The sequence below is a fragment of the Marinomonas piezotolerans genome (genome assembly GCF_003362755.1).
Lineage (GTDB): Bacteria > Pseudomonadota > Gammaproteobacteria > Pseudomonadales > Marinomonadaceae > Marinomonas > Marinomonas piezotolerans.
In genome coordinates this window covers 112346-129049 of the sequence record NZ_QKRA01000005.1, presented here as the reverse complement: position 1 = coordinate 129049, position 16704 = coordinate 112346, and the positions used below count along the sequence as shown (strand labels likewise).

General features: G+C 45.0%; 15 protein-coding genes. 4 read left to right on the top strand and 11 right to left on the bottom strand.

Going from position 1 to position 16704, the window contains the following annotated elements; genetic code table 11:
* Nucleotides 1-29: 29 nt before the first annotated feature.
* From lnt to miaB, 5 genes are read right to left on the bottom strand one after another with little or no spacing between them, the layout of a single operon-like run.
* Complete coding sequence (gene lnt, locus DN730_RS12060; RefSeq protein WP_115468395.1) at nt 30-1583, bottom strand: apolipoprotein N-acyltransferase; 1554 nt, start codon at nt 1581-1583, stop codon at nt 30-32.
* Nucleotides 1584-1585: 2 nt separating this feature from the next.
* The gene (locus DN730_RS12055; protein ID WP_115468394.1) at nt 1586-2452 is read right to left on the bottom strand and encodes a CorC family transporter; all 867 of its coding nucleotides are present in this window, start codon (nt 2450-2452) and stop codon (nt 1586-1588) included.
* Between the two features lie 12 nt (nt 2453-2464).
* Nucleotides 2465-2926, bottom strand: a complete 462-nt coding sequence (gene ybeY, locus DN730_RS12050) for an rRNA maturation RNase YbeY (RefSeq protein ID WP_115468393.1) — start codon at nt 2924-2926, stop codon at nt 2465-2467.
* A 2-nt stretch (nt 2927-2928) separates the two neighbouring features.
* Nucleotides 2929-3978 (bottom strand): PhoH family protein, encoded by a 1050-nt coding sequence (locus tag DN730_RS12045; RefSeq protein WP_115468392.1) that lies wholly within the window; start codon nt 3976-3978, stop codon nt 2929-2931.
* Nucleotides 3979-3986: 8 nt separating this feature from the next.
* Nucleotides 3987-5345, bottom strand: coding sequence for a tRNA (N6-isopentenyl adenosine(37)-C2)-methylthiotransferase MiaB (miaB, locus tag DN730_RS12040; RefSeq protein WP_115468391.1), 1359 nt, complete (start codon nt 5343-5345; stop codon nt 3987-3989).
* 188 nt (nt 5346-5533) lie between these two features.
* Here miaB and DN730_RS12035 point away from each other — a divergent pair, with 188 nt between their 5' ends.
* The gene (locus DN730_RS12035; RefSeq protein WP_115468390.1) at nt 5534-6226 is read left to right on the top strand and encodes a hypothetical protein; all 693 of its coding nucleotides are present in this window, start codon (nt 5534-5536) and stop codon (nt 6224-6226) included.
* A 1-nt stretch (nt 6227) separates the two neighbouring features.
* On the opposite strand, the gene DN730_RS12030 is transcribed toward DN730_RS12035, so the two are convergent.
* Nucleotides 6228-6674 carry an EVE domain-containing protein gene (locus DN730_RS12030; protein WP_115468389.1) on the bottom strand — a complete coding sequence of 149 codons (447 nt, stop codon included), beginning with the start codon at nt 6672-6674 and terminating at the stop codon, nt 6228-6230.
* Nucleotides 6675-6794: 120 nt separating this feature from the next.
* Between DN730_RS12030 and DN730_RS12025 the strand changes: the two genes are divergently transcribed.
* Together DN730_RS12025 and DN730_RS12020 are read left to right on the top strand one after the other, a co-directional pair.
* The gene (locus DN730_RS12025) at nt 6795-7895 is read left to right on the top strand and encodes an HD domain-containing phosphohydrolase (RefSeq protein ID WP_115468388.1); all 1101 of its coding nucleotides are present in this window, start codon (nt 6795-6797) and stop codon (nt 7893-7895) included.
* Nucleotides 7896-7941: 46 nt separating this feature from the next.
* Complete coding sequence (locus DN730_RS12020) at nt 7942-8871, top strand: histone deacetylase family protein (protein ID WP_245957954.1); 930 nt, start codon at nt 7942-7944, stop codon at nt 8869-8871.
* Between the two features lie 89 nt (nt 8872-8960).
* Here DN730_RS12020 and DN730_RS12015 read toward each other — a convergent pair whose 3' ends face one another.
* The 4 genes from DN730_RS12015 to DN730_RS12000 are packed head-to-tail and all read right to left on the bottom strand — an operon-like array spanning nt 8961 to nt 14120.
* Nucleotides 8961-10016, bottom strand: coding sequence for an AI-2E family transporter (locus DN730_RS12015; RefSeq protein WP_115468387.1), 1056 nt, complete (start codon nt 10014-10016; stop codon nt 8961-8963).
* Between the two features lie 39 nt (nt 10017-10055).
* Nucleotides 10056-10673 (bottom strand): RluA family pseudouridine synthase, encoded by a 618-nt coding sequence (locus DN730_RS12010; RefSeq protein ID WP_115468386.1) that lies wholly within the window; start codon nt 10671-10673, stop codon nt 10056-10058.
* Nucleotides 10674-10677: 4 nt separating this feature from the next.
* Nucleotides 10678-13500 (bottom strand): RNA polymerase-associated protein RapA, encoded by a 2823-nt coding sequence (gene rapA, locus DN730_RS12005; protein WP_115468385.1) that lies wholly within the window; start codon nt 13498-13500, stop codon nt 10678-10680.
* Between the two features lie 2 nt (nt 13501-13502).
* Nucleotides 13503-14120, bottom strand: coding sequence for a YigZ family protein (locus DN730_RS12000; protein WP_115468384.1), 618 nt, complete (start codon nt 14118-14120; stop codon nt 13503-13505).
* 51 nt (nt 14121-14171) lie between these two features.
* Here DN730_RS12000 and rmuC point away from each other — a divergent pair, with 51 nt between their 5' ends.
* Entirely contained in the window at nt 14172-15473 is a 1302-nt protein-coding gene (rmuC, locus tag DN730_RS11995) for a DNA recombination protein RmuC (protein ID WP_115468383.1), read from the top strand.
* Here rmuC and DN730_RS11990 read toward each other — a convergent pair.
* Entirely contained in the window at nt 15470-16633 is a 1164-nt protein-coding gene (locus tag DN730_RS11990) for a cation diffusion facilitator family transporter (RefSeq protein WP_115468382.1), read from the bottom strand. The genes rmuC and DN730_RS11990 overlap by 4 nt on opposite strands.
* Nucleotides 16634-16704: the final 71 nt, after the last annotated feature.

Sequence of the window (16704 nt, the reverse complement as noted above, 5' to 3'; positions counted from 1 at the left end):
GGTCTCCGGCACCATCGTCTTTATGTGACCTATTTACTGCGAGTTTGGCTAGGAATTAAGCAAACAGCTAACAGGCAAATAAGACAGATCCACAGGGCGCTGTTTCCCCACATGACATAGGGTGTATTTCCTGAAAATGTCTTGAATGCTCCAGTTAAAGTTGCTCGTGTAAATTGTGGTAGCTGGGCTTGTACCGAACCATGTTCATCAATAATAGCTGTCACACCTGTATTGGTGGCTCTAATCATATATCGCCCTGACTCCTTCGCTCTGAATTGCGCTATCTGCATATGTTGTAATGGGCCAATTGAGTCACCAAACCAACCATCATTACTGATGGTTAGTAGAACGTCGCTATCTCTTACCATATTGCGAACTAATCCAGGGTAGACCACTTCGTAACATATGAATGGGGCAACGCTTAATTCTCCTGCTTGCAATGTCGGCTGGTTGGGTTCCCCTCGGCTGAACTGAGACATTGGCATGCCGAAAAGATCAAAGATTGGCCCAAACCAATTAGCAAGTGGGATGTATTCACCAAACGGTACCAGCTTTTGCTTTTGGTAAAGCCCAAAGCCATTGCCTGTCGCCCAGACGCTATTGTAATAAGTATCTTTATCTTGATCCCAAACGGGCACCCCCGTAATGAGCGTCGTGCCTTGTTGTGCGAGTTCTTCAGAAAAAGAAGCAAGGTACGGTTTTACTTGGCTTAACAGATACGTGATGGCGGTCTCAGGCCAAACGACAAGGTCACTTTGTAGGTTCTCTATCGTCGCTTGCTGATAGTAAGAGAGTGTCGGAGCGGCGTTATCCGCTAGCCATTTCTCGTCTTGAGCTAAATTCCCTTGAACCAGCGTTATTGTATGCTGATCCGAAGCGGTTACATATTCTGGAGAATATAAGCTGAGCCCACCAGAGATGCACCAAATTAGGCTTGTGATAGCTAATAAGCGTCGCGAAGGTTGAAGAAAAAAGTGCCCTACAGATACGCTTGTCAGTAAGCATAATGCGCTCACCAACCATATTCCGCCCAGCGGTAGCCACTCAAACAACCAGCTTTTTTCACTAATATAACCTGGCAATAGCCATGGAAAACCTGTAAACAGCCAGCTGCGAAGCCATTCAAACATCAGAAACAGTGTGATGAACGCCACCGCCCAAAACTTAGGAGAAAGATTTGTTTGTACTACTTTGAGGCCAACACCGATTAACCCCCAATAGATAGACATTACGGCGATTAGACCAAAGGTGATTCCGATCGCTATCGGTAATCCGACTTGGCCGAAATCAGCAATACTGACATAAATCCAAGAAATACCACTACCAAATAAACCGAATGCATTGCTAACACCGAAATAGAATGCATGCTTTTTATTTGCTGAACAGTGAAGCAATACATATAAATAGGCGATGTTGAGCAGATAGAGTGGCCATATATAGAAAGGTGCAAAGCTGAGTGTACTTAGGGCGCCAAGCAACAAGCTAATAATGATATGACGAGCAGGGGAGCGCAGAATAGAGTTTAGGATGCGTAAACGCCACCCTGTAACGTTTAATGTGTCCAAGGTGGCATTAGTCGTCATATTTAGGTCGCGTCTTGGTCTGTTGCTTTAGTGACTTGGAGAGTTTTAACTCGACGACCATCGGATTTGACTACGTTAAAATGGAACCCTTCGAACGTAATATCCTCTCCGCGCGTTGGCACATGGCCAAATTGCTGAACGATAATTCCACCGATGGTGTCAAATTCTTCTTCACTAAGTTGGGCGTTGAAGAATTCGTTAAAGTCTTCCACCGACACTAGCGCAGGAACGAGGAAAATACCTTCCTGCTCAGTGGCTTGGATGTCTTCATTTTCTAGGCGGTCAGTTTCGTCTTCTATCTCACCTACGATTTGTTCGAGCACATCCTCGATCGTGACCAGCCCAGAAACACTGCCGTATTCATCAAGGACTATCGCCATATGATACCGTTTAGTACGGAAGTCATTGAGCAAAACGTTAAGCCGCTTACTTTCAGGAATAAAGTTAGCAGGGCGCAAGCGGTCTAGAATATCTTCCAGAGTCACTTCCCCTTCTTTAAACAGCAATGGCAGTAAGTCTTTTGCTAATAGAACCCCTAGAATCTCATCAGAATCTTCACCTACCACGGGAAAACGGGAGTGCGAAGAATCAATCACTTTACGGATAGATGTCTTAGGGTCATCTTCAGACTTAATCACCACCATTTGAGAAGGTGGAATCATGATATCGCGCGCCTGAACTTCAGATACTTCCAGTGCGCCTTCTGCAATGGAATAGGCATCACGATCAATTACTTCGGATTTAACCGCTGTTTGCAAAAGCTCAATGATGTCTTTGCGATTGCGTGGTTCGTCATGAAAGGCTTGCGCTAAACGTTCAAACCAAGATTTCTGCTGATCGCTAGAACTTCCCGATCGGTCTTCGCTCATAGTGGGAGAAACTCACTCATTTACTAAATATGGGTCAGGGATAGACATGGAGGCTAAGATTTTTGTTTCAAGGGCTTCCATTTCCTCTGCGTCATCGTCCTTTATATGATCATAGCCGCATAAATGCAATACACCATGTACGACCATATGCGCCCAATGGTGTGATAAGTCTTTACGCTGTTCAATGGCTTCTTGCTCGACGACTTGACGACAGATCACTAAATCACCGAGTAATGGAAGCTCAATGCCGTCAGGTACCTCAAACGGAAAAGACAAAACATTGGTGGGCTTGTCTTTCCCACGATATTCATGGTTTAGAGCTTGGCTTTCGGCCTCGTCAACAATGCGGATCGTCATTTCGAATTCGCAATCTTTAGGTAGGGCAGCCACGCACCAAGCGTGAAATTGAGTCTCACTTGGAAGTTCTGTTTGCAGCGCACAAGCTAGCTGTAAGTCTAAATCTAGATTTGCCACGTTTATTGACCTTGATCAGTGTTTTGGGCATCGCGCTCAGCTTGACGCTTTGCCTCACGTTCTTTGCGCTCAGCTTCCTGCTGGTCATCAAATTTGTCATAGGCTTCAACAATGCGCTGAACCAGAGGATGACGTACCACATCCGAGGCCGCAAAATGAGTCATGCTAATGCCATTGACGTTATCCAGTACGTGCATTGCATGGGCTAGGCCTGAATTGGTACCTCGAGGTAAATCAACTTGAGTACGGTCACCGGTAATCACAGCTGTGGAACCAAAACCGATCCGCGTAAGGAACATTTTCATTTGTTCGCGCGTCGTATTTTGGCTTTCATCGAGAATGATGAAAGAGTTATTGAGTGTTCGTCCTCGCATGAACGCGAGAGGTGCGATTTCAATCACATTCTTCTCGATTAGTTTATCTACTAGCTCGAAACCTAACATTTCATAAAGAGCGTCGTACAACGGTCGTAAGTAAGGGTCAATTTTTTGAGATAAATCGCCTGGTAAGAAGCCTAATTTTTCTCCTGCTTCGACGGCAGGACGAACTAGCATAATACGCTCTACACGATCAGCTTCTAATGCTTCTACGGCACAAGCAACCGCTAAGTAGGTTTTACCTGTCCCGGCAGGGCCTATTCCAAAATTAATGTCATGTTTACGAATTTGTTGTACGTAACTTTGCTGATTTTTGCCTTTTGGTTTGATGTAGGCCTTGCGTGTTTTGATGACCACTTGATCACGTTCAGCTTTACCTTTTGAAAGCGCCTCTATCGCCGACTCTTGTAAATACAAGTGAATGGCCTCTTTGGTGATTTCTTTCTGGGCTAGTGCTTCACGATATATGCTTTCGAGCAGAACCTTTGCCGCGGCAACATGATCGCTGTCTTCACCAGATACTTCAAAAAGTTCTCCGCGATGCTGAATTGTGACACTTAGTCGATGTTCGATTTGTTTTAAGTGATCGTCGAATTGTCCGCACAAAGCCGCCAATGCCGTTGCATCGGCGGGCTCTAGGCGAAATTGTTGGGATGTTACGGATGTATTGTCCAAAGTTTACCTTATTTAGATAATTCGAAGTCTGAATCCAATTCCGAACCGGCAAGTTCGCCGAGAAGAGAATTAGGGTATGCATCGGTGATCACGACATCGGCAAACTTTCCGATGAGTTGTGGATCATCTGCTTGAAAATTCACGATGCGGTTGTTTTCTGTACGACCCTGCAATTTGCCTGGATCACGTGGCGAATAGCCGCTAACCAAAATACGCTCGATGTTGCCAACCATGCTAAGGCTGATGTCATAGGCTTGTTGAACAATACGACGCTGTAAAATCGCTAACCGCTCTTTTTTAACCTCTTCGGGCGTTGTGTCATCTAATTGTGCTGCGGGCGTACCAGGTCGTTGGCTGTAAACAAAGCTAAACGAGTGATCAAAACCGATTTCTTGGATCAAATTCATGGTGTCTATGAAATCTTCATCGGTTTCGCCAGGGAAGCCGATGATAAAGTCGGACGATAAACTAATACCTGGGCGGGCCGCTTTGATTCGATTAATCTTGTCAATGTAATACTGACGATCATGCCCACGTTTCATGTTCGATAGAACACTGTCTGAGCCGCTTTGTACAGGTAAATGTAGATGGCTGACTAGCTTAGGCTGTGTACGGAAAGCTTCAATTAAGCTGTCGGTAAACTCAACAGGGTGTGATGTCGTGAAGCGAATGCGCTCGACCCCATTGACGTTCGCTACTGCGTGAATGATGTCTGCTAGATCCATTTCCTCGCCGTTAGCATCTTCTCCGCGGTAGGCATTTACGTTTTGCCCTAATAAATGAATTTCGCGAACACCTTGCTCAGCGAGTTGAGCGACTTCTTTTAGAATGTCTTCAAAATGTCGGCTGACTTCCTCGCCTCGTGTATAAGGGACAACACAAAAGGTGCAGTATTTGCTGCATCCTTCCATGATAGAAACAAATGCTTCTGCGCCGTCTACACGTGGTGCCGGTAAATGGTCAAATTTCTCAATTTCAGGGAAGGTAACGTCTGTAATCGGAATTGAGTTTGCAGCGGCATCGACCATTTGTGGTAGCTTGTGCAGCGTCTGTGGCCCAAAAATCATATCGACATGCTTGGCGCGTTTACGAATGTTGTCACCTTCTTGCGATGCAACACAGCCTCCTACACCAATTTTTAGGTTTGGATTCTTTTCCTTGAGCTTTTTCCACCGACCAAGTTGGTGGAACACCTTATCTTGCGCTTTTTCACGAATTGAACAGGTATTTAGCAGTAGAACATCTGCTTCTTCTGCATTGTCGGTGAGCTCCATCTCGTGAGAGTCGCCAAGTAAATCAGCCATACGAGAAGAATCGTATTCGTTCATTTGGCAGCCATGTGTCTGGATAAAGAGTTTCTTAGCCATGTGAAAATGTAAACCTAGTAAATATGTGAGTCTGATGACTTTGGCGCACATTATATTGGGGTTTTGGCTCGATTCCCATAGGTGTCTGTCTGTGAAAACATGAAATCCATACAACTCTGCAATTGCACCATGACTCGCACCTCAAAAACGCATACCATTTAGTATCGCCTTTAAGTAACGGATGCTTTATGAAATTTGCCAAACTGTTTACGGTAACTGCATGCATTGTACTATCAAGCTATGCATCAGCAGAGCGTGAACTGCCTAACTTTGAGTTAAGTTTAGGGGGAGGTACAGCCATTGGTGCTGAGCTGTTTAATATAGATTTTACTGTCAATATTCCTGTATTAGAGTATTTTTCAGCGCAAATAAACCTTGATAGCAATTATATCTTCGGTGACAACGTGTATGGCGATTTTGCATTGTCTGAGTTTAACGGTCTTGGTTTTGTGCGTGTTTCAGAAGGGCGAGTCGGGCTCGGGTTTGGAACATTACAGAAAAAATCTCGTTCAGGAGCATTTGAGACTCAACAGAAGCCCGTGACTCATTTACTTGCATCGTATTACGCTGAAGATGTCACGATAGATTGGCGTTATTCAAGCTACAGCGACACTTTTGAAAAGTTTACATCAGTGAAGGCTGGAGTAATTTGGTATCCCGATAGTAATCGTCGCATAGGGCTTTATCGTGAGCGTTTTGATAACCGTGAAGGATGGCGATTAGAGACGTTTATTCAGCCTGAAAAATATCGGCAACATTTAGCGGTTGGTGCTCTGATTCGTGATGGCGGATCTGATATTTTACCGTATATGGGATTAGAGTTGCGTTATTACTTTGATCGCGGCTTAGGGACGAAAGCCCGCGACCGTGGCTACCACTAAGTTATAATGCTTGCAGTGCGGCCCAATAACCATCTGCGACCGGCATAACACTAAGGCGATTTCCTTTCTTTACTAATGGGAATCCTTCTAGCTCTGGCATGGCTTTCATCATTGCTAAAGTAATAGGGTTGGCAAATTTCGACTCAAATGTGAGCTCTACTTGAACCCAGCGCGGGGATTCTTGAGTCGACTTTGGATCGAAATAAGGGCTGTTAGGATCTAAACAGCTTGGATCAGGATGAGCGGTTTTCGATACTGTTGCCGTGCCAACGATTCCTGGTACCTTGCAACTCGAATGATAGAACAGCACCAAATCTCCCTGAGCCATATCTCGCATGTAATTTCGGGCTTGAAAGTTGCGTACACCATCCCAGTTCGCGCGTTGTTTTGTTTTTAAATCATTGATCGAGAACTCATCCGGTTCGGACTTCATTAACCAAATAGCCATATTTCCTCGTAGGTATTTTCAGAAAGATACATTCGTTTTGTTCATTATGTCTTAGATAGACACTACAATTAAGTGAGATGTACATCTCATGATGATTAATTAAGCCGTTGGACGGAGAATATGGAGCATTTTGCCTGTAAAGAGTTTTCTGCTTTAGATAAAGAGCTGAAAGATGATTTGTTGGAGTGCTACCTAGAAGCGCAACAAGAGATTGAGAGTATCATCAATGATATTGAAGAAACGGGTTTCAGCCATGAGAAGCTCGATAATCTTTTTCGCTCTTTACATAGTATGAAGGGCAACTGCTCAGTTTGCTTTTTAGACCCTCTTGTCGATGCTCTTCATCGTCTAGAGGAGATTGTAGATGGGATGCGCGGGGGATACATCGAGTACGATTCTGTACTGGGTGAGCTAATTAATACTGTCTTAGATAAGATTCTCTTATTATTTAATCAGTTACATCAGCATCATGGTGCAGATAGTAAGTTGCTCAATTTGTTGCAGTCCTATCTTGATAAAATTTATGCTCAAGAAGAGCAGTCTCAAAGGTGTCATTATGCCGACGAGCTGCTTCGATTGTTGAGCGACGATCCAGCCCCAACAGCAACTACCGCTTCAGAAGACGATTTAATTATTCGTGTTGAATACACTGACGCCCAGCTGTCTGATATTGAGCAATTTCGTCAATTCAGTGCTCGACTTAACCGCTTACTTGGTTATGCTCCCGAGCGCGGAGAGCGAATTCTAAAGCTTTGTCAGTTGATTAATAACGAATGCCGTAATCCAGAAGATAAAGCACAGCTTGCGGCTGCGGCGTATATGCATAATATGGGCATGGCGATGATTTTAAAATGCCAAGACGATGAAGAAGCAAAATTGCGTGCAGAAAGAAATCATCCGATGGTTGGTGCCCAATTGCTTAGCAAACACGCTGGCTGGGAATTGGCAATTGATATTGTTAGTTCATACAAAGAGCGCTTTGATGGAACAGGGTACCCGGAGGGGCTGGTTGGAGGCATGATCCCGCAAGGCGCTTTTATCTTGTCCATGGCGGTTCAGTTTATAGACGTTGTGTGGGGCAAATCGGGTGATGAATACAAGAAAAGCGCGATGCGAGCCATCCAAAAAGTCAATTTTGAAAGTGGTAAAGGGATACCGCCACATTTAGTAGATTCCTTTAATCTTGCCGTTAGAAAACTACTGGTAGCTAAACGACGCTAGCGGTATGGTAAACACACATTTGCGACTGAATTAATAAAAGAAGATTTTGAACTTACCACTTGTCTACCATCCTCATTACAGCATTCCTTTTCCTGACCGCCATCGCTTCCCAATGCCAAAGTTCCGTTTATTGGCTGAGCACTTGGAAGCATTAGGGATTCTTACTGAGCAAAATTGCTACAGCCCGTCGCCTTTGTCGTTGAGTGCGTTAATGCGTGCCCACGATCAAGAGTACGTACAAAGGTTTATTCGCGGAAAGTTAAGCACTCAAGAGCAGAAAGACATCGGTTTACCTTGGAGTGAGTGGTTGGTTGAGCGAACGCTTCGAGCGGTCTCTGGAACCATGTTAACCGCAGATTTGGCAATAAAACATCGTCTAGCATGCCATCTTGCGGGAGGGACTCACCATGCTTTTCCTGATCGTGGTGCTGGTTTTTGTATCTTTAATGATCTTGCCGTCGCTGCATTAGATCTGATCTATACGAAGCGAGCCAACAAAATTATGATTATTGATTGCGATGTGCATCAAGGCGATGGCACCACAGCGTTTTTTAGCAATCAGTCACAGGTCGTGCCCGTTTCGTTTCATTGCGATGATAACTACCCATTGGTAAAGCAGTCGACTGGTATCAATATTTCTATTCCTAAAGGTGCAGAAGACAGAGAGTACCTAGAAATCATCGAGTCTAATATCCCAGAGCTTCTTAAAGTGCATTGCCCTGACTTCGTGTTTTACGATGGGGGAGTGGACGTTCATAAGGATGATCGGTTAGGTCATGTGCAGCTTTCGGATTCGGGAATTTTTAATCGAGATCGATACATTATCAACCAAGTCGTTGAATATGGCGCTCCAATCGCTTGTGTTATAGGCGGGGGGTATGATCACGACCATAATGTTATTGCAGCACGACATGGTTTACTGCATCAAGCAGCCGCCGATGTTTGGCGTAAAATGACGATTTCAAATTACGTTTAAAAAAGTGCTAGGCCATGACCAAGTTGGTGATGGTGTACGCGACTGGCTAAGAGCGTTTTTTGAAACGGTCATGATATCTAAGCTATGGATTAGGGTTGACCTAATGGTGATACCTTCTCCTTTAGCACATCTTGAATATAGAGCATTTGTACTATAACAATGACCGAAACGAGCCATGGTGTTGAAAGAGCTAAACCGTGAATCCCAAATATTGCTCCCATCAGAAGTTGACCGCTAAGCATCACTGCTGGTGGCAAAGATACTGCTTTGATTTGTACATAAGGCGTGATGATATTGCTTTCTAAGAACTGTACTAAAACATAGATAACTACGACATAGATAGCTTGGCTGGGGCCATCAATAAGCCCGACTAAAATAGCGGGTATAGCGGCAACGATAGGGCCTAAAAACGGTATAAATGACAGTAACCCAGCGAGTAATGCAAGTGTCATAATCAATGGCATGTCGATGACCCACAAGCCAATAGCGGTAAGGGTACCTACTACGCTCATAGAAGTTGCGCGCCCGATTAACCACCATTTCAAAGCGTGATAAACCGCTTGCATAACGTCTCGAAGTCGCCGACGTTTGTCTCTTGAAAATAAATACAAAGTCCCTTCAGTATAAGGCTTAGGATGAAGGGCTAAATAAAAACCGATAAAGAATATCACCAATAAATCAGCTAACGAGCCGAATAGGGTTGAAAAAGCACCTGTTACCTGATCCATCAGACGTCTGGGAGATAATGGAGCGTTCTCCCATTGTTGCTGTATCCAGTTCATTAGCGGCTGGCCCCAGGATTGATGTTGGATAGAAGCTTTTAGTTGGCCAATCGCATTAGATAACTCTGTTCTGAGTTGAATAAGCTGCTCTGCAATGGCAGGACCCGCTATAAAGGCTACTAAAGTAAGCAGGGAGATGAGTGCGATGGTGACTAATAAAACAAGACTCCAGTGAGGGAGAGGCAAAATCCTACGAAGTGCAGACGCAATGCCCGCTAAAAACACCCCGAAAAGAAGGCCGCCAAATAGCAGTATGAGTACATATGCTAAGTGCCATATAAGCAGCATTAGTCCGACAGACAAGGCGATTACACCGACAGTGGTTAGTAACTTACCGATGTACTGATTGCTGTTGTACTCCATGTCTATCCCTTTTTTCTATGGTCAAGTAGGCTGAAAATATTAAAAAGGACACGGAGCGACAAATTTTATCCATGCCTTGGTAAACGGATGAAAGAACTCAATACGATAAGCATGTAATAGCAAACGGGTATCCATGTCAGTTTTTTCAGGGTCGTAAAATTCGTCTCCGATGATAGAGTGACCTAGGCTTTGCATATGAACTCTCAGTTGATGTGAGCGCCCAGTAATCGGTGTTAAGCTAATGCGCGTGCAACCTTCTTCAATGCTTATAGGGCGCCATCGAGTGATGGCATCTTTGCCCCACTGGGTACAGATCATTTGTCTGGGACGTTGATCCCAATCACACCTTAGAGGCTTACGTATTTCGCCCCATTGCCCCGCGACCTTTCCTCGCACAAGGGCCTGATACTCTTTTTCTACGTGCCGTTCTCGAAATTGAGCGTACATACGTTTTTGGCATTCGAGGGTGCGTGCAACCAGTATGATGCCAGACGTAGCACAGTCAAGGCGGTGTATCGCATGCGCTTCACCATAGTGTTCTACCGCTCGGGTTAAGATCGAATCATATTTATCCGGCCCGCGGCCTGGCACAGATAGGCAATTGGCTGGTTTATTAATCACAACCAGCCAATCATCTTCATAGAGGACGTTTAACACCTGTTTACTCGGGCTTAGTCGTTAGGATAATACGAATACCATCCAAGCGTACTTGGTGGTCATCGATTCGTGTTAAACCTTCAGATAAGTAACCCTCAAACAGTTCAATCTGTTCGTCTTTGATGGCCGCGTTTTGCTTTTGTAGTTCACGCAAACGATCAATTTCAGACTGCCACTTGCGCTGGTAAGCTTCTTTTGCAGCGTGCACCGTTGGGCGCGATTGATCTTGGGCATTAAGTTGATGCGCTTGAAGAATCTCTAGCAACTGTGGACGTAAGGCTGCAACCCATTGCTCAGCGACACGATTTGGGACCCCTTTTAATTTCTCTGCCCATTTCTCTGCGGTGAATTGGCCATGTAGGAATTTGCCATTAGCATCTGATAATTGCCAAATGGGTGTCATGGGTAATGTCTGTGCGAGTTTTAAACGAGGGTGGCCGCTGGTTTCAATCACAAACATACTTTCAACTAACACTGTGCCTTCAGGTAGTGCTGCAATCGGAAGTATCGCTGACGTAAGCTTGCCTGAATCAAAGCCTTGAACTTCATCCATTAACATGGTGATTAAAGGATGTTCCCATGTCGCAAAAGCGACATCTTCGCGTTGACTGGCTTGGCGTCGATCCAGCATCAGCATTTTGCCTTCTTCTTCGATGCCAGGCAGTGCTTCTAACATCATGTCTGTTGACGGGCGGACAAACCACGCAGCTTGATCAGGGTTGTCGTTCATACACTCTGCATGAATGTTGAAAGCATGCGTGACCTGCTCAATGTAGTCGTGCAAGCCAAAAGTGGCTTGATCATTAATTTTTTCGATCAAGGTGTTGGCTTCAGTAGGGCGGCAAGAGGTCATTTCTAGAAGACGATTGCGTCCTTCTTCCATCTGTTTGAGCAAGGCTTCATGGTAGATTTTTGCCTCGTCGAGCAAGGCTTCGTCATCATCGTGTCCTAGCAAGTAAGCTTGAAGGGGCTCTTTAAATGTGACATTTACTTTGTCACCTACTCCTGTCGTACGTTCAAAGGCGTTAAGTGCTCGATGATACCAATGGCACAAACGCTCTTGGACGCTATTTTCGAGGTACGGCACATGGATTTCTACCGTGTTACGTTGCCCTAGTCGATCTAATCGACCGATACGCTGCTCCAGTAAGTCTGGATGCTCAGGCAAGTCGTACATCACTAAGGTATGGCTGAATTGGAAATTGCGACCTTCACTGCCAATTTCAGAGCAGACTAATACTTGAGCACCTTCAGGATCGGCAAAATAAGCCGCAGCGCGATCACGATGGATCAGCGGCATTTGCTCATGAAAATCGGCACTTAGGAAACCGGCAAAATTGAGTTGATCGTTGAGCCATTGCGCCATGTCAGGGGTGTGGCAAATGATTAATACTTTCGTGCGCGCCGTGTCGAGGAATTCTTTCAGCCACTCCCAGCGTGGATCTTGCCCCCACACACCATGATCGACGTTCGACTCAGGTAAGACGTGGTGAGCAGCCGAGGCAAAGTGCTCGTTGTTAGTTAACGCATAGGTGCGCAGACGACGCTCAGGAAATCCGCCAATAGCTGCACGGGTATTACGGAATACTTCGCGCCCTGTACCATGACGATCAATCAGCCAATTGACGGCATCCAGTGCGGCGTTAACTTGAATATGCTTATCACTGTTACTCAACCCAGCAAACCACTCTTTCGCTTGCACTTCTGGGGCATATTGACCAAATATCGAGGTCCAATCAGGAGTGGTGAGTGAGTTGTTTGCTTCGGTGTACGGCAGTATTTTTTCAGCTAGGTTGGCGGCTTGAGCAAACTCTGTTTGTTGAGCTTGGTATACCTCAAAGCTATGGTAGTGCTCTTTATCAAGAAGTTGTAGTCGAGAAAAGTGCTCTCGCTCTCCAGTTTGTTCTGGCGTTGCACTCAATAGCAAAAGTGATTCAGACGTTTCTGCAAGCCTTTGGACGAGTTGGTAACCAATGCTTGGAGTTTCAGGGTCCCAAGCTAAATGATGCGCTTCGTCAACAATTACCATATCCCAATCTGATGCCAGCATGTGTTGGGCGGCTTTGCTATTTGAAGCCACCCAATCAATGGGTGCGATCACAAATGGTTGTTCATCGAAGGGATTATCATCGCCTTCCATATAATCTTCGTAGACAGCTTCATTTATCAAAGTGAAAGGCTGGTGGAAGCGACGCAGCATTTCGACTAACCACTGATGTTGTAGATTAGTTGGCGTTAGAATTAAAGCTCTGCGAGACAGCCCATTGAGGACTCGGTGGTGCAAAATCAGGCCAGCTTCCAGCGTTTTCCCCATACCCACTTCGTCACATAGAAGCGCACGCGCGGCAGGGCGGTTAGCGATATCATGAGCCAAGTAAATCTGGTGCGGTAATAGCTCAGCTTTGAGTCCCATCAATCCTCGGACAGGGCTTGCTGAGTGAGCGGCTTGATGCTCTAGAGTTTTACGGCGCAGATCAAACCACATTCGTCTAGCAGGAGACAGGGCTAAAATGGCATCCAGTTCGTTTTTATCATTGCGTGGAAATTGGATTTCGGATTCATCAATCCACTCACCATTAAAAAAATACTCCATCAGACCATCGTATTCACGAACGTCTTCTACAATGTAGGCCTCACCTTCAAAAAAAAGTTGATCGCCTGGTGTCAGTGTGCGGCGAACCAAGCTCGTTTGACCGTTTGCATAGTTACGCTCCGACTCCGCGTCGGAGAAAAATAAGACAAAGGATTTGTGTTGTTTTTCAGTGATGATGCCGATACCAAGATCTGGTTCATTTCGGCTGCTCCAACGTTGTCCAATTTGGTACATAGTTACTCTTTGTCGTCTTCAATTATCGTGATGTTACCCTGACACATATCGATCAGAGCTTGTTTATTCGCTGCCCATGTGCGTTCAATGACAGCGATGCGGCATTCTATTTCGTCTGAAAATTGCTTGTCTTCAACTTCGATATCGCTATTTTCAAGCCAATACTCAACTTTCCCTAACATAGGATAGGCAATTTTTATGGAAACGCTTTGGCGGGGATAAATTTCTTCCCATTCTAACTGGTCGAGTGCTTCCACAACGGCTTGGCTATAGGCTCGAACTAAGCCACCTGCGCCAAGCTTGATGCCGCCAAAGTAGCGCGTAACAACAACCGTAATTTCACCAAAATTAGAATGTTGTAGAACATTGAGCATTGGCTTTCCTGCGGTACCTTTTGGCTCGCCATCGTCACTTTGGTCCCATAGATGTACATTGTTGGGGGCACCCGCAACAAATGCCCAACAATTATGGTTTGCGTCAGGGTAGCGATGATTCATTTCATCAATAAATGCTTTGGCTTGATCTCGACCTTTGGTGCGTCGAATTGTGGTAATAAACTGGCTATTTTTAATTTCCAAGTCAAAGCGTTGTTCGTGAGTTGGGCTCTGGTAGTAATCCATGTAAACTTCGCTTAGCGATTGTTTTTAAAAGAAAATGACGGATTAAAATATATGACAGACTGGCTTCAGCAATCAGTATGGATTGCACTCGGCGTTGTGATTGGGTTTTCCATCACTGCTGCGTTTGCGACCGCTATTGTACAGAGAATACAGCGTAAGTGGCAGGCTGAGCATGAAAATTCTGTGAAGACATTGGAGATGACTCGTGCTCAGTTAGAGCGTACTCAACAGGAAGTACATGAGCTTGAGAAAGAGGCACTGACTTTAGAACAGCAGTTTGGCGCAGCGCAGGAAGTGTGGCAACAGAAAGAGCATTACCTAGAGCAGCAGAAAAATCAAAATGAAGCACAGTTTAAACAATTGGCTCAAGATATTATGCGTCAACAGGGAGCGCATCTGGCGACAGAAAATGAACGTCAGCTACAAGCGCTGTTATCACCGCTAGGGCAACAGATTCAGCAGTTTCAGCAGCGCGTTGAAACCAGCTATGCGGAAGAAGCGCGCGAGAGGTTTTCATTGGTGCGTGAAATTAAAAATTTGCAGCAACTAAACCAGCGTATTAGTGATGATGCGATGAATCTAACCGAAGCGCTCAAGGGACAAAATAAGATACAAGGCGGTTGGGGAGAAGTCATTTTAGAGCGAATCTTGGAACGGTCTGGGCTGGAGAAAGGTCGTGAATATGATGTTCAAGTATCGCTCAATACGGAAGAGGGTAAACGCTACCAACCAGATGTGATAGTTCATCTACCGGATAATAAACAAATCATCATTGATTCAAAAATGGTATTGGTAAGCTACTTGGCTTATGTAGAGGCTGAAACCGAACAAGCTAAGCAGCAAGCGTTACGTCAGCATTTGGAAGCGATTCGTCGCCACATGAAAGAGCTGAGTGCTAAGAATTACCAAGATCTTAAGGGCGTTGAGTCACTTGATTTTGTCATTATGTTTGTGCCTATTGAAGCGGCATACGGGTTGGCCTTACAGGCTGAGAACGGGCTGTTTTCCGAAGCATTTGAACATAACATTATCATTACGGGGCCTTCAAATTTACTTGCTACGTTGCGCACCGTGCAAAATATCTGGCGCAATGAAAAACAGAGTCAGAATGCTATTGAAATTGCGCGTCAAGCAGGTGCTATGTATGACAAATTTGCTGGCTTTGTGCAGGATATGGATGAGATTGGCGGACGCATTGATGCGCTCACTCGAACACATGAACAGGCCATGAAAAAACTCACGATTGGACGTGGTAACTTGATGAGCCGCGCCGAACGGTTACGCCTTATGGGAGCAAAAACCAATAAACAGTTATCACTCCCAGAAGACGATGATATTGATACAAAGGACTAATTTACGCGCCAGAAGACTTTGTGATCTGACCCATAAGGTAAATTATTGAGATCCATTTCAATGCTTCGGGTTAATTGATTTAAGTTGTCCGATGGTGCTTTGCTGGCACACGCCACAATATGAACATGCAGGGTTTTATTGATGTAGTGCAGTTGCGTTTGCTCTAAATCCAAATAGTCGCGATGTGTGCGTAGAATAAAACCTAGATCAGCCAATACCTGATGCCTAGCTGGCATCTGTAACACCGGAGGTCGTGTTCCGATGTGATCATTTGTATAGCTGTCTGATTGAATATGGTCATTAGTGTCAACATGCACCATAACATCTTGTACTTGAGGGTGTGCCTTGCGAATGGTGTATTCAACTAAATCACTAAGGTAGTGCCCCTCACTCACCGATGCGGTCGCAGGAACATGGATATGCATGTCTAAAAAGATTTTCCCGGCCATAGAGCGTGCACGCACATCGTGAGGAGCCATCACGTCCTTTAGACTGTCCGCAGTAGATTTAATTTGCTCGATCAATTTAGGGTCCGGAGAAGTGTCCACGAGTTCAGCTAAATTCTCCCAGATCATCTCAACCGCAATCTTACCTATCAGCAATGCAACCACTACCGAGGCAGCTTTGTCCGCCCAAGCATAACCAAAGTAAACTCCAATAAGCCCCGCTAGTACTGCGAGAGACGACAGTGCATCACTACGGCTATGCCAAGCATTGGCAATTAAGAGGCGGCTACCGATTTGCTCGCCAGCACGTTTGGTGTAATGGAAAATCGCTTCTTTTACTAAGATGGTAAGGATTACCGCTCCAACACCGTACCAAGTGGCAGTTGGCTGAAGATCATTATTAAACGCTTCAAAAGCAATTCCTGTTGCGACAACAATCAGTACAACTCCCAATATTACGGTGGTGAGTGTCTCAAATCTTAAATGCCCATAAGGGTGATTTTTATCGGGAGCTTGCCTCGCGTTAGTGGACGCAATATAAACAAATAAATCGGTGACAAGATCTGACAAGGAGTGAATTCCGTCGGCTATCAAAGCTTGTGACTGAGAAAGGTAACCAACAATGATTTTTAGTATGCCTAATAGGCCATCCCAAACTGCACCGACAACGGTAACTCGTTGAGCTATTTGCGTTTCTTTCTGTTTTACAGTCATGAATAGTGATCCTGATTCATGCAAAAAATTAAGTTATGGTAGTCCAAAAAAGGAGACAAAATAGACAATAA